Source organism: Clostridium sp. 'deep sea', from assembly GCF_014931565.1.
GTDB lineage: Bacteria > Bacillota > UBA994 > PWPR01 > PWPR01.
Map to the genome: position 1 here is coordinate 762,402 of NZ_CP063353.1, position 12,924 is coordinate 775,325.

14 protein-coding genes are annotated in these 12,924 nt (G+C 36.7%); 2 read left to right on the forward strand and 12 right to left on the reverse strand.

All coding sequences use genetic code 11. The features are described 5' to 3' along the window. Positions 1 to 9: 9 nt before the first annotated feature. The 6 genes from IMX26_RS03620 to IMX26_RS03645 form a co-directional block, all read right to left on the reverse strand. Positions 10 to 549, reverse strand: coding sequence for a hypothetical protein (locus tag IMX26_RS03620; RefSeq protein WP_195160332.1), 540 nt, complete (start codon positions 547 to 549; stop codon positions 10 to 12). Positions 550 to 923: 374 nt separating this feature from the next. After that, positions 924 to 1,073, reverse strand: a complete 150-nt coding sequence (locus tag IMX26_RS03625; RefSeq protein WP_195160333.1) for a hypothetical protein — start codon at positions 1,071 to 1,073, stop codon at positions 924 to 926. Between the two features lie 244 nt (positions 1,074 to 1,317). Then, positions 1,318 to 1,548 carry a hypothetical protein gene (locus IMX26_RS03630; protein WP_195160334.1) on the reverse strand — a complete coding sequence of 77 codons (231 nt, stop codon included), beginning with the start codon at positions 1,546 to 1,548 and terminating at the stop codon, positions 1,318 to 1,320. Positions 1,549 to 1,561: 13 nt separating this feature from the next. Further along, entirely contained in the window at positions 1,562 to 1,816 is a 255-nt protein-coding gene (locus IMX26_RS03635; protein WP_195160335.1) for a hypothetical protein, read from the reverse strand. Positions 1,817 to 2,005: 189 nt separating this feature from the next. Further along, positions 2,006 to 3,256: an IS110 family transposase gene (locus IMX26_RS03640; RefSeq protein ID WP_195160336.1), complete on the reverse strand. Its 1,251-nt coding sequence runs from the start codon at positions 3,254 to 3,256 to the stop codon at positions 2,006 to 2,008. A gap of 133 nt (positions 3,257 to 3,389) precedes the next feature. Continuing rightward, complete coding sequence (locus IMX26_RS03645) at positions 3,390 to 4,169, reverse strand: recombinase family protein (protein WP_195160337.1); 780 nt, start codon at positions 4,167 to 4,169, stop codon at positions 3,390 to 3,392. A gap of 184 nt (positions 4,170 to 4,353) precedes the next feature. On the opposite strand from IMX26_RS03645, the gene IMX26_RS03650 reads away from it, so the two are divergent. Then, entirely contained in the window at positions 4,354 to 4,563 is a 210-nt protein-coding gene (locus IMX26_RS03650; RefSeq protein WP_195160338.1) for a helix-turn-helix transcriptional regulator, read from the forward strand. Between the two features lie 40 nt (positions 4,564 to 4,603). On the opposite strand, the gene IMX26_RS03655 is transcribed toward IMX26_RS03650, so the two are convergent. From IMX26_RS03655 to IMX26_RS03680, 6 genes are all read right to left on the reverse strand, one after another. Beyond that, on the reverse strand, positions 4,604 to 5,443 hold the full coding sequence (locus tag IMX26_RS03655; RefSeq protein ID WP_195160339.1) for a hypothetical protein: 840 nt from the start codon (positions 5,441 to 5,443) through the stop codon (positions 4,604 to 4,606). A 728-nt stretch (positions 5,444 to 6,171) separates the two neighbouring features. Further along, the gene (locus IMX26_RS03660) at positions 6,172 to 6,570 is read right to left on the reverse strand and encodes a phosphoribosylaminoimidazole synthetase (protein WP_195160340.1); all 399 of its coding nucleotides are present in this window, start codon (positions 6,568 to 6,570) and stop codon (positions 6,172 to 6,174) included. A gap of 31 nt (positions 6,571 to 6,601) precedes the next feature. Continuing rightward, positions 6,602 to 8,392, reverse strand: coding sequence for an RHS repeat-associated core domain-containing protein (locus IMX26_RS03665; protein WP_195160341.1), 1,791 nt, complete (start codon positions 8,390 to 8,392; stop codon positions 6,602 to 6,604). Positions 8,393 to 8,915: 523 nt separating this feature from the next. Further along, the gene (locus IMX26_RS03670) at positions 8,916 to 9,446 is read right to left on the reverse strand and encodes a hypothetical protein (protein ID WP_195160342.1); all 531 of its coding nucleotides are present in this window, start codon (positions 9,444 to 9,446) and stop codon (positions 8,916 to 8,918) included. Positions 9,447 to 9,461: 15 nt separating this feature from the next. Then, positions 9,462 to 10,421 carry an RHS repeat-associated core domain-containing protein gene (locus IMX26_RS03675; RefSeq protein ID WP_195160343.1) on the reverse strand — a complete coding sequence of 320 codons (960 nt, stop codon included), beginning with the start codon at positions 10,419 to 10,421 and terminating at the stop codon, positions 9,462 to 9,464. Between the two features lie 79 nt (positions 10,422 to 10,500). Beyond that, positions 10,501 to 11,118, reverse strand: a complete 618-nt coding sequence (locus tag IMX26_RS03680) for a methyltransferase (RefSeq protein WP_195160344.1) — start codon at positions 11,116 to 11,118, stop codon at positions 10,501 to 10,503. A gap of 136 nt (positions 11,119 to 11,254) precedes the next feature. On the opposite strand from IMX26_RS03680, the gene IMX26_RS03685 reads away from it, so the two are divergent. Next, positions 11,255 to 12,829 carry a D-aminoacylase gene (locus tag IMX26_RS03685; RefSeq protein WP_195160345.1) on the forward strand — a complete coding sequence of 525 codons (1,575 nt, stop codon included), beginning with the start codon at positions 11,255 to 11,257 and terminating at the stop codon, positions 12,827 to 12,829. Positions 12,830 to 12,924: the final 95 nt, after the last annotated feature.

Consider the following 12,924-nt stretch of genomic DNA (forward strand, 5'->3'; position numbering starts at 1 on the left):
AATCGTTTGCTACTTAATTGTTATAACCCCCGCAAACCTCTCATCCCAAAGTTCTAAATTAGGCTGAGTTAACAAATCTGTTATAGCATTAGCATAGGCATGTAATACTCCAAAATTAAACAAAGTTAACTCTACATCAAATTGCTCAACTTTTTTATGTACAGGTATTAATAACGAAGCATTAGTGGTTTTGTTTAGTGTAAACAAATCGTTTTCTTTATAAACTATAGTAACAAAAGCATCTATAAAGTGATCTTTAAATGAACTAGTCCATAGTAACGAAGTTATTAACTGCTCCCCACCTTTATAGCTATAAGGAACATCGGTTAGGAGTTGTAAAGCACTACAGGTTGTTGTACGAGCAAAGCTAGCTTTGGGCATAAAATTTAGTTTATACATTTGGCAATTGTTATTTTTTTTATCACATAAAATACCTGGTATTTGCAACAATGACCCTCTGTTATTTTGTACAATTGAGGCTTTACTGGTTAAAATGCTTTCAATAGACCTTTGTTGGCTTTGGTAAATTGATGTTACTATGTTTTTCATTATTATCATCCTTTAAACATTTATTCAGAATAGTCTATTCACCTCCTTATCATTTTAGAATTAATTTTTTGGTTTAAAGTAAAAAAAGCCTGCCCTATTAGCTTAGTGATGTGGATTTTAGGTATGCATTCTTAGTCTATTGAAATATCTATTTAGGTTAATCTTTGTTACCACTTAATCCTTGTCGTGAGTAAGGGAATAATCTTACCAGCTGTACTACCTTAAATACTCACTTTTCAACATCCTCAACGACATCATATTTATTTTATAATAATCATTAATACTACGACTATCAAGTTCTATGTTATTTGTAAACTTTGAAGTATAATAAAGCCATCTATAATTAAAGTATTGGCCCTTCAATTATCACCTCACTAAAATAGTCTGTAGTTATGCGAACAGTTGTGTAGTTGGAGAGATGTATAATTGCTTAGATGTTCATCACCAACATAGTTATCTACGGTCTTATGTCTTTTACCATCTCTTATGAGGTGTCTCTCAAATTCATTTAGTATCTCAATCATTTTTATTCTCCTTCCTTATGGGCAAAAAGAAAGACCAGAACAAGATTTCTCACATGCTGGTCTATTCCTTTTGATTTAGTTTTCTTTGTACTCACTACAGTATTTAGTTTATGCAGTGAGTATTTTGTCCCTAAAAATACTAAAAGGTGATGAAAAGACTTGATTGTCTCTCCATCACCTTGGTTAATTATTGTTTTGTAGTTAGTCTCTGTAAATTATGTAGTTAGTCTTTATACAAAACCTTTTATTCTAACTCACTTACCTTCGCCAATATTTCTTCCACAATTTTTAACCCTTCCTCATACTGTTTATCATCTGAAATACAGAATCTAATGCGTTCCAGCCTACTTTCTGCATCAGAGACTAATTCTTGAATCTCTGTGGGTACTGCTATCCACGCAAATGTTCGTGACAGTTCTTCTACACCATATTGCTTATTTAAAAATTTGGTACAGGCTATTTTAAGTTCTTCCATTGTATTCCTCCAATTATTTTGTCATTATCGTAATTATTATATCTCCCTCTGTAACTACTTCTACAGTTCCTGATTGCCATATTTGCCTTTCAACACCATTTACTACTTGTGTATCTATTAGCTTACCATTTGTTATTGCATCTTCTACATAGTTAGGAGAAATGCTTCGTCCGTAATCTACTGACTCTACATCAATTATACGTGATGCACCTACTTTTCCTCCATCTGCAGACGCTTTAGCTGTATATCTCATCCCACTTGGTTGCATTCTATCTACTGCATGGCGAGTGTAGTATTTATCTCCAATTTTAGCATACTGACGACCCTCAATAGTTACTTTATCATAGTCACTCCATTTACCCCACAGATTCTTAGCTTTACTCGTCCCCTAAACTGTAATCTTAAAATCTACTAAAAAGAAAAGCGGTAACTTTTTACAGTTACCACCATTATATCACTATGCCGCTTTTGCTGGAATAGGTTCACTTATAACTGGATGCCTATATGCTGTCTTATTCTTCATCATGCCATATATGATGTTGACTAGCCTTCTCATAACACAGACCATAGCTTGACCAGAGGTTTTGCCCTCCGCCATCTTACGCTCATAATACTCTCTAAAGATTTCATTTCTCTTTTTTCCACTGCCTTTAGATATCTGTATCTGCCCTTTAGCTATATTATAAAAAATGCCGTGAAGCTCTCTGTTGCCCAGCTTAGACTTACTGTCTTTCCCCTTGCCCGCCGAACTAAAATTCACAGGAGCAATACCCGCATATCTTGCCAGCTTGTTATGGTTAGAGAAGCGTTTGATATCACCAATTTGTGATACTAGCTGTGAAGCTGTCACTGTACTAATGCCCGGCATGGTCTCTAGTTGATATTCCAGCGTTGCCATGAGTTTTGCCAGTTCTGCTTCTATCAGTCTCAGTTCTTCTAGTTTAAAGCGGATATCTCTCACATGGCTCTGAATCAGAAAATCTCTTGTTTCCTGATAATCTCTAGTAGTGTCACCATCTGCCTTAACCAGTTCCAGTATGGCTTTTGCTTTCTTGGTCGAACATGCGTTACGGCTTGCTTCTCTTAGATACTGTGCCAGTTCTTCAACTTCTACCCCCACCAGTGACTTAGGTGACGGATACCCTTCCCAAAGGGCTAAAGCTGATTTGCCTGTAATGTCTGAGAAGAACTTTTTATAGCTGGGGTAGTTATGCTCTAGCTGACCGTGAAGCTGGTTTTTGAGGGCAGTCTGAGCCTTTACTATAGCATCCCTTCTATTGACCAACTGACTTATCGTCCAGTAGATATCTTGTGGGTTGGCATCTGGAAGCTCTAGCATTTTGTCCTTTAAAACATCCGCTACACACTGGGCATCCCAACTGTCATTTTTACGATACATGGGGTTACTCTTTCTTCTGTCATGTGCCAATGAAGCATTGACTTCCTTGACTATCTGATTCTTTTCCAGTAGGTAAACAGCTAGTGACCTGCCATGTCCGCCCACATCTTCCAAACCAAAGACAGGGGTCATACCTTTGGGCGTATGCTTTTTAGCGAACTTTAGTAGTTTTTCAAAGTCTGCTGGTCGGTTCTCGATAGTGATTTCCTCGATTTTATCTCCCCAACAGTTGACCATGACTGCTGTGTGTGTTGCCTTGTGAAGGTCTACCCCCACAAACATGTGCTTTAATCTGTAGTTATCTTGCATTTGACATGACTCCTTTCTTTGGACTGGAAGGCTACCTGTTAGAAAGAAAATGCCAGCAACCTCAACTCAAGCGTTAGTCTCTAAAACTTCTAAAGACCCGCACAGGGACGACAGCTTATCCATCTTCTTTCTGCTATATGATAGCTTTATGAACGCCTTTAGCTTCTATACCATTGTAGCTGTATATGCCGCTATAAAAGGCTTTTTTGTCCAGAATACGTTTGACTTGTACCTTTGTAAAACTCTTATCTTGGGCTGTTTTATAGCCCTCTGCATTGAGTCTGTCCGCTATACGTGACAAGCTCCATGCAGGATGATTCTTCTTTATCTCAAAGACTCGTCTGACTGTCTCAGCTTGAGTCTCATTGACCTTAATAGTCTTGCTACCTCTCTTGGTGGTGTATCCGAAAATGACACCCCCACCAGCATAGCCGCCCTGCATTGCCTTTTTGTTGCGACCTCTGCCTAACTTTAATGCAATTTCTAATCTTTGATATTGGTCTAACAGTTCCAGCATGCCATTGACCAGAAAATCATTGGGGTCATGGGCGTAAATACTATAACTGGGCTGTTCAATGGAATCTATGTCTACCTTATGTTTTTTCAGTTCTCGCTGTATGAGTACCTTTACCATATCTGAACGCCAGATGCGGGAGGTGTTAAGAACGACTAAAGAAGTTACGTCTGACTGTGACAGGTCACATAAAAGCTCTTGTAGCCCTTCTCTATCTACAGTCATACCGTCCTCATCAACCTTCGCCCCACTGATACCAGCATCCTCATATATCTGAATCAACTCAAGGTTGTTAGCTTTGCAGTATTTTATGATTTCCTCCCTCTGATATGAGAGACTATAGCCCTCTCTTACTTGGTTCTGGGTGGAAACTCGGATATATCCAAAGACCTTTTTCATCGTTTTTCGCCCCCTCCGTTACAACAATTCTAATTTGTGTAACGTTATATCGTCTTAGCGTTACATTTAGGTACTACCATTATATATCGGATATCCGTTGCATTCAAGTAGAATATCGAATATAATTATCGTAGCACCGTTACAGATTAAATATCTGTATTGCGTTATACGAAAGGAGGGACTTATGCCTATAAGACTCCGACTTAAAGAAATACTTGAAGAGCGTGGAATGTCTCAGCGTGAACTAGCACGTATTATGGACACCCGCCCTAACACCATCAGTCATCTATGCTCTAAAGGGGTCAATGCTGTGTACTTCGATACACTGGAACAAGTCTGTAAAGCACTTGAAATTGACCTGCATGAGCTTATCGTGATGGAGGATGATGACTAAAGATGTCTTTCAGGGCATCTTTTTTCTTTTGGCTCAAATGCTAACCACAAGCAAGGCTTACATATGGATTTATGACTGCTTTCCACTGTTCAGCGGCTATCGTGTCAAAGTCCACCCGTAGCTGTGTACTATCAAGGGCTTTCCTTAGTTCTCCCCTCATGTAATAGCTGATATCCTTGTACCGTTTTTCACGGCTCATAAGAGCCTGTACAAGAGTCCTTTTCTTATGGGGCAGTTGGTCTATATCCGTGAGGATATGACACTGATAACGGCTATTTATAAAGGCTGGTGGGGTATCCAGCAAATCACTCATACTAAAGCGGTCACGTGCTTCTGGGCGGTAAACCACTTCAATACGAGATAGTTCCCCATCTATGATAATGTTCTTCTTTTCTTCAAGTTGCAGTCTCTTATCATAAAAACGGCAATACCCATGTTTGCGTCTTTCACTTTTCTTACCGAAATAGGTTGTATTCCTATTATCATTTGAGGCTTTACCCTTCCTATGAACCAGTAGAATATTACTCTTATGGTGGGGGATATCAAATGCCACATCACACTTTACAAAGTGGATTTCTCTAGCGTTCTGGCTTAGTACCTCAAATACTTGCATAAAGGTTTCCATGCTATCTGGGTGGGTCTCCGCCCACAGAGTATACCGTAAAGACTTTGGTTCACTCAGTAGCTTGTATGATAGATGCAGATAATGCCCATCGTTCTCAGGAAGATATACTGTATAGTGGAACGCTTTGCTGTCATTGGGCTTCACTCTTGTATGATAGAAGTCACACAGTTTCTTGGCTATATAGGTATTAAAGAGTTCCAGACTGATACCTATATACGCTATGATTATCTTATCTACTGATACACTGACTTCCATGCTACCCACCTCGTATAGTCTCCCGCCCCGCTAAAGCAGGGCTGGCTGGACGCTTTACGCTGAAACCTTTGAAAATTTGAGGAATTTGGCTCTTAACTATTAAAGAGAATCCGTCAATTTCAGGTTTCTTATCGCTTACACCTTCTATGCCGTGGTAGGGAATGGTTTTGTTGCGAGGTAGTACCTAAATATTTTTATTTTTTTGCTCATTTTTCTGAATAACCTATTGAAACTAAGTTATTTCAATAGGCTGGGAGAGAGTGAGTCTAAGAAGTTTTTTAGATTGACGATGGTATCTGAGGTTTCTTGTGTAAAGCATGGTTGGCTTTAAGGGTGGGGATGTTAGAGAATAAAGCACTATGATAAGTGGCACTCCTACTAATAGTGGTTCTATCTTGTGTGTTCATCATGGTTCTGCCCCGCCTGCTTAGAACATCGAATAGACTAGATAATAATAGGTAAAGAAAAATCCCAGATACACGGTGGCAACTGGGAATATCAATGATTTTCATTATTTTATTTTTTGTGGTTTATAGTACCTTTAATCAGCAATATCATTGTGCGTACAAGGATATTCAGTAAAATATCACGTAGAGCTGGTGGGGGTAACCTATATAGTAATTGTGGTATTGGTTTCGCTAGGCACTGGGTACCCCGCCCAAAAGAGACGCGATGGAAAGACTTATCTCTCCACCGCTAATTCAAAATTACTCTTTACTTATTAAAACTTAAATTGCCTCATCAATATCTTTTTTGCGTTTTTTGAACAACGCAACATCTTCCTCATTTTGTTCAGATAATCCATCAAAATGTTTTTGAGAATTAGCAAGTTCAGGATACCCCCATACTGCTGTAATCCCAAACTCTTCATATCCCCAAAAACTATGATGCCAATAATTTGGGAGTGAGGAATCTTCTATTTCAAATAAATCTGCTGAGTACCACATTGGCATTTCATAATCATCATAAATCAGGTAGTCCAGTCCTTCTTGACATATTGCCATTCCATATACTATATAACTCTTTTCTTGGGTTATAGCTCTATGTGTGACCCTGTTTGTGATTCCTTCTCTAACATCTTTTCTTGAGAATTGATACCCCTCTACTTCTTTACATTTTATCTTCATTTCAAATCCCTCATTTTCTATTTACAGTGCATTACTTCGGTAATATAGTTTGCTTAAACTTGAAGTCATCAAATGCACCTGTTAATTTATTATAATTATAGTGAATGTTAATCTTTGTTCCATCCGATGTCTGGATGATTCTTTGCATTTTTTGCCACCCATCATTGCCTGACCATCTTGTGTCTCCCATTTTGAACTTTCTTAGATGTTCGGCACCATCTAATGGGTTAGATAAAACTTCTTTCATAGCTAATTGCTCGTCCAGTGAATTGGCAACAGTTCTACCTGTTGAACCTTTACCAAGTGATTTAGCACTTATTAGGTCATCAAGCTTACCCGTCCCCTCAACCCCGAGAGTCTCCTTCAAATTGTTATTATAATTAACGCCATTACAATAAACTGTTCCAGCAGTAGCAACAAGCATAGCACCTTGATCTACATTATTATATAGCTCTTCATTACCTTGTAGTATCTCATCCCTAACAAAGTTATGACCACCTGTTATACCTTCTTCAACTTCAGCGACACCAATAGTTGTAGTTGTAGCTCCAGCTACCATTGTTGCACCAGCAGCTAGCATTACGATGATACCTCCAGTGCCTCCTGTAATAACTGTGAATGCAGCTATCATTGCAGTTGTGCCGATACCGATTCGCATTCCGCCAGAAACTCCGTGATCTATTCTTTCTTGCGTACTTATTTTTAGTTCTGCTTTATCTTCAATTGTTGTAGTAGACTTCTTTTCAGCCTCTTTAACAACCTGCTCAACTACTTCTTCTGCTGTAACTGAACCATCATTCGTAGTGTTACCTATTCTTACACTAGATGAACCTCCAAGATCAAGATCATCAGCCATATCACTGGAATCATGTTCCATAAAATGGCCTGTTGGGTCGATATACATTATTGGTTCGTTACAACAGTAGGTATAGAGGTTTAAGCTCATTACGAACTCTATATTGCCCCTATAACTGTCCTCGCTAATAAACCTTCCAATTGATGGGTTATAGTATCTTGATTTTAAGAAATAGTTTCCTGTTTCTTCATCATATCTATAACTGTTATACCTATAGGGTGTGTTTATTAGTGATTTATTTACTTCAGTTCCATCACTATCGTAGTATTTTTCTTCTTTTATGATACCAAATGGATTATATTTGTACTCGGCTCTTTGTACTGTATTTACAAATAGTCCAACTACGTCACCATGACCATTATATGAGTAATAGGCTTTATCTTGGTTGTCTTCTCTGGCTATTAATGAACTACCATAGATATTTCTAGTTGTTGTTTTATTGCCAGCCTTTTCTAGTATTATTTTATCACCATTATATAGGTAGTTAGTATAGGCTCCGTTAACGGTTTTTTTAACACGTCTATCCATTCCATCATAGAGATAGGTTGTTTTATCTCCATTAGCTGTTGCCTCAACTAGTCTGTTCAAACTATCATAATGGTATAGCCTTATGCCATACTCTAGCTCTTTACTACTGCCTTGTCCAATTATAAACATGGCAAAAGAGGCATCTACTAGTTCTGGAGTAATTAGTTCAAGTACTTCATCACTTTGGAAGATTATATTTCCATTATAATCGTATTTATATACTGTGCTTTTGATGTTTCCAGTAGAGTCTTTGGTTTTTTCTTTTTTAATCCTATTTTGATTGTCATAATCGTATTCTGTTATTAATTCTTTATCTTCTTTGCTAACTATTCGCTTTATTCTATTGTTGACAGTATCAAAGGTGTATTCTGTAGTTGTTGTATCACTTTTTCCCCTGCATATCGACGTCCTTAAATTGAGTTGATTTGTTTCTATCAATTTTGGCTATAAGGTACCATTCGGTATGTAAATATTTTCAGCTAATCTCTATGCTTTTAAACCTCGAGCAGTCAACACTTAAAACATATTTAAACGCCAGATTGCGGGAGGTGTTGAAGACGATTAAGGAGATGATACTGTTTTGACTAAGGTCATAAAGAAGTTGTTGTAAACTTTCTCTATCGATTATCAAACCTTCCTCAGTATCTTTTGATTTCTCTCTGGTAAAACAGACCAGTCTATAGATTTCAAATATCGTAAATCTTTCGAGATAACTGGGTAGGTCTCTATTCAAAGTCAATAGTGCTTGAATTTTGTCTCATGTGTTAATCTAAAAGTAATGTACATGTATGTTCCATCTAGACTCAAAGGTGTAACTGTTACTTAAATCCTAGCTCATAAATCGTTTGATTAATATCATAATAGTCATATCTCTCGCCCATAAAAAAGTGATGGAAGAACACATTATGTCAATTCCACCACTTTATTAATACATTCTATAGCTAGATTCCCTTGGTATATACTAGTTACGTAAGTCTATAAGATCCTGTTCCGTAAGATTGCTACATAAAAACCCAACAAACTCATCACCAACATTAAGAAAAAGACTTAGCGATTCATTTATTTGTACTACTTTTTCAATTTTCTCAGTAAGCAGATTTATTTGCAAAGCAGATTTATGAATTGAAATCTCAATTTGACACTCTTCATCATAATAGTACTCATGCTTTTCTAAGTTAAAAAATTCAAAGCAAGGATATCCTGACAAACTAACTAAATCAGTACTTATTGAACTCTCAATATTTGATACTTCAGCCTTTCTAATAAATATTGTAAACTCCTTAAGCATCCCCGTTTCAGAATCAAATGATATGTCTAAAGGTGGAAAGTCACCAAACTCATATCTCTTATGAATAGGTCGTGAATCCAAATTTAGTGAATCGCTATCTAAAGCAATATTGAATAAAGTCAAGTTATCACTAACTTTATCAACTTGCTTAATTATACGAGTTTCGTAATCATAAGTCTTCTTGAATAGAAAGTGAAAGTTCATTTATATTCCTCCTAATTATTTCATTAATGCATGATAAATCACACCTGTTTCTCCATTAATACCAATTTCCCATCCACCTACAAACAGCCTATTATCACCATGCTTTAACATTTGCTCAGATGCTAATTTTGCGGCATTCATGAAGCTTTCCATTATTTGATTTTCCGATAGTAGCCCACCACCAGCTTTATTGGCTGAGTTTATAAACTCCCCCATATGCTTGGTAGCATTACCTCCAACCCATACTTCTTTTCCATTAACCATTAAGTCTTTTATCACAAATGACCTTGGCACATTGGTTCCTTCTATCACTTCTTGTGTAGCTTTAATAGAACTCCAATTAAATTTATTTGTCACCTCAACAACATCACCAGCTACCTTACCAGCTGTCTCAACTGCTTCATCGCCAGGGCCCTTAGTAAAAAACTTTATTGCATCATCTGCCTTAGATAGAGCTTTAGGGACAATTTTACTTTTTGCTACTCTACCTAAGCCAGTTACTCCTGGTATCACAAAGCCCAGACTATCCAAAGCAGCTTCACCATAACTACCTCTAGCTATATCATCAGCTATTAGTTGCATATCCATATGGACATCTGGAGATGTTAGTACAGCTTCACAGTATAGATAAAATAATAGTGGCAAAATTGGAACATTACCTGATGGATCAATATACTTAACTGGGTTATTAATGCAATAAGTATAGAGATTTAAGCTCATTACAAATTCAGTTTTTCCTCTACAGCTATCTTCACTAATAAATCTTCCAATTGATGGGTTATAGTACCTAGCGTTTAAGTAATAGTTTCCTGTTTCTTCATCATATCTATAACTGTTGTACCTATAGGGTGTGTTTATTAGTGATTTATTTACTTCATTTCCATTACTGTCATAGTATTTTTCTTCTTTTATTATACCAAATGGATTATAGCTGTACTCGGCTCTTTGTACAGTATTTACATATAGTCCAACCACATCACCATGACCATTATATGAGTAATAGGCTTTATCTTGGTTGTCTTCTCTGGCTATTAATGAACTGCCATAGATGTTTCTAGTTGTCAGTCTTTACCGACTTCAAAATCCAATAACCACCACTTTTATTAACCTTTTCACAGTTACCAAAAAGTTCTTGACAGAAGGTTTGCATTGATGGTCCTCCCTGTCGTTTTCTTACTACTATATATAGCTCGCCCATATTACTTAAGTGAGTATAGGTTTCAGTTAAAATTGCATTAATTACTTTTTTGCCAGCCCTTATGGGAGGATTGATAAGAATATAATCGAAATTTTCGCTTATATTTGTAAAGCTATCCGACTGAATAGCTTGCGCTTTTACTTTGTTTATTTGAGCGTTTTCATTAGCGAGCTTAACCGCCCTATTGTTTACATCTGCCATTAATATGTTTAAACTATTATCTCTTTTAGCTAGGCTAATACCTATTACTCCATAACCACAGCCAATATCTAACACCTTACTATTTGCTTTTGGTACGCAGGTTTTTATTAACAGATTGCTACCAAAATCTACTCTATCTCTTGAAAATACACCTGAGTCTGTATTGAGAGTTAGTGTTTCGTTAGTGTTTGGTATATTGTAAGTTATTGTTTGAATATCATGTTCACTTTGCGGATTTTCAGTAAAATAGTGTTCACTCACGTTATCACTCATTTCATGTTCTTGTATAGAATAACTAGAACTATAATAAAAACTCTTAAAATAAATGTCAACTTTTTGAAGGATAAATATATTTAAAACAGAATTACCCTATGATAATTCAGGTTCATACTAATGAAAGGACGTTATTATGTACGATATTTTAATTAAAAATGGAAAAGTTATTGATGGAACAGGTTCGCCCTGGTTTTATGCAGACGTTGCCATAAAGGATAAAAAAGTTGTTAAAATTGCCAAGTATATTAGTGAAAATGCTACTACTATTATTGATGCAAAAAATCGCTTTGTATGTCCTGGCTTTATAGATTCCCATTCACACTCAGATTTTCCTTTGTTCATTAACCCCAAGGCTGAAAGCAAAATTAGAATGGGTGTTACCACCGAGGTTATTGGGCAGTGTGGAGTATCAGCTGCTCCAAGGTCTGATGATCATAGGGATTTTTTTGGTTTTAATTTAAAAAATGTAGGATTAACTTTTACTAGTTTTGCTGAGTATTTAGAGGCTCTTGAAGAAAATAAAATTGCAGTTAATATTATACCTTTAGTAGGACATGGAAATATTAGAAAACAGGTGGTTGGTGAAGATAAATGTGCCCCAACTACAGAGCAGTTACGCGAAATGCAAGATATGTTAGCCCAATCATTAAAAGAGGGTGCGCATGGTATGACTACTGGCTTAATTTACCCCCCTGGCTGTTATAGTGAGACAGACGAGTTAATAGCACTCGGACATACTTTAAACAAATATAATGCCATTTATGCAACCCACATGCGTAATGAAAAAAGTAAGTTGCTAGAGTCTATTGAAGAGGCAATTGCTATTGGCAGAGCCGCTAATATACCAATTCATATCTCGCACTACAAAGCCTGTGATGAGATTAATTGGGGGCTGGTTAAAGATGGCTTTAAAATAATAGAGAACGCGCGTGCCGAAGGCATAGATGTAACACTTGATCAATACCCTTATATAGCCTCTAGTACTAGCTTAAAAACCCTTGTTCCACAATGGGCTCATGATGGTGGTATTAGTGAACTACGTGAGCGATTAGAAAATCCCGAAATAAGGGCAAAGATTTATAAGCAGATGTCTCAACCCACCACAGGAATACCAAGGTGTGATTGGGTAATGGTATCGAGTTGCACAAACGAGCATAATAAAAAATATGAGGGTCTTAATTTAACTGAAATTAGTGAGATTATGGACTGTGACCCAGTAAATGCATGTTTAGATTTACTATTAGATGAAGACTTTAACACAGGAATGGTACGTTTTTCAATGTGTGAAGAAGACGTAGAACATGTAATGAAACATCCCCTAGTTATGATAGGTTCAGATGCCTGCTGTATGGCAACTAAAGGTATCTTATCTACAGGAAAACCACACCCTCGTAGTTATGGTACTTTTGCTAGAGTTTTAGGAAGATATAGTTTGCAGAATAATGTTTTACCTATAGAAAATGCTGTATTTAAAATGACAGGGCTACCTGCAACTCGTTTTAACTTAAGTGACCGAGGCCTATTAAAAGAGGGTTTTTATGCAGATGTAACTATATTTAACCCAGAAAACATTATGGATACAGCTACCTTTAAAGATCCACATCAGTTTCCAACTGGAATAGATGCTGTTATTGTAAATGGTCAACTTGTATTAGACAAAGATGTTCAGCATGAAGTATTTCCTGGGAAAGTATTAAGAAGAAAGTAAAATAATGAAAGGATAGTTGGTAAATGAATTTATGTTTACTGGCTATTCTTTTTTTGCTATATAGGGCGTTTACATTTTACTGTGTAATAGTCTTT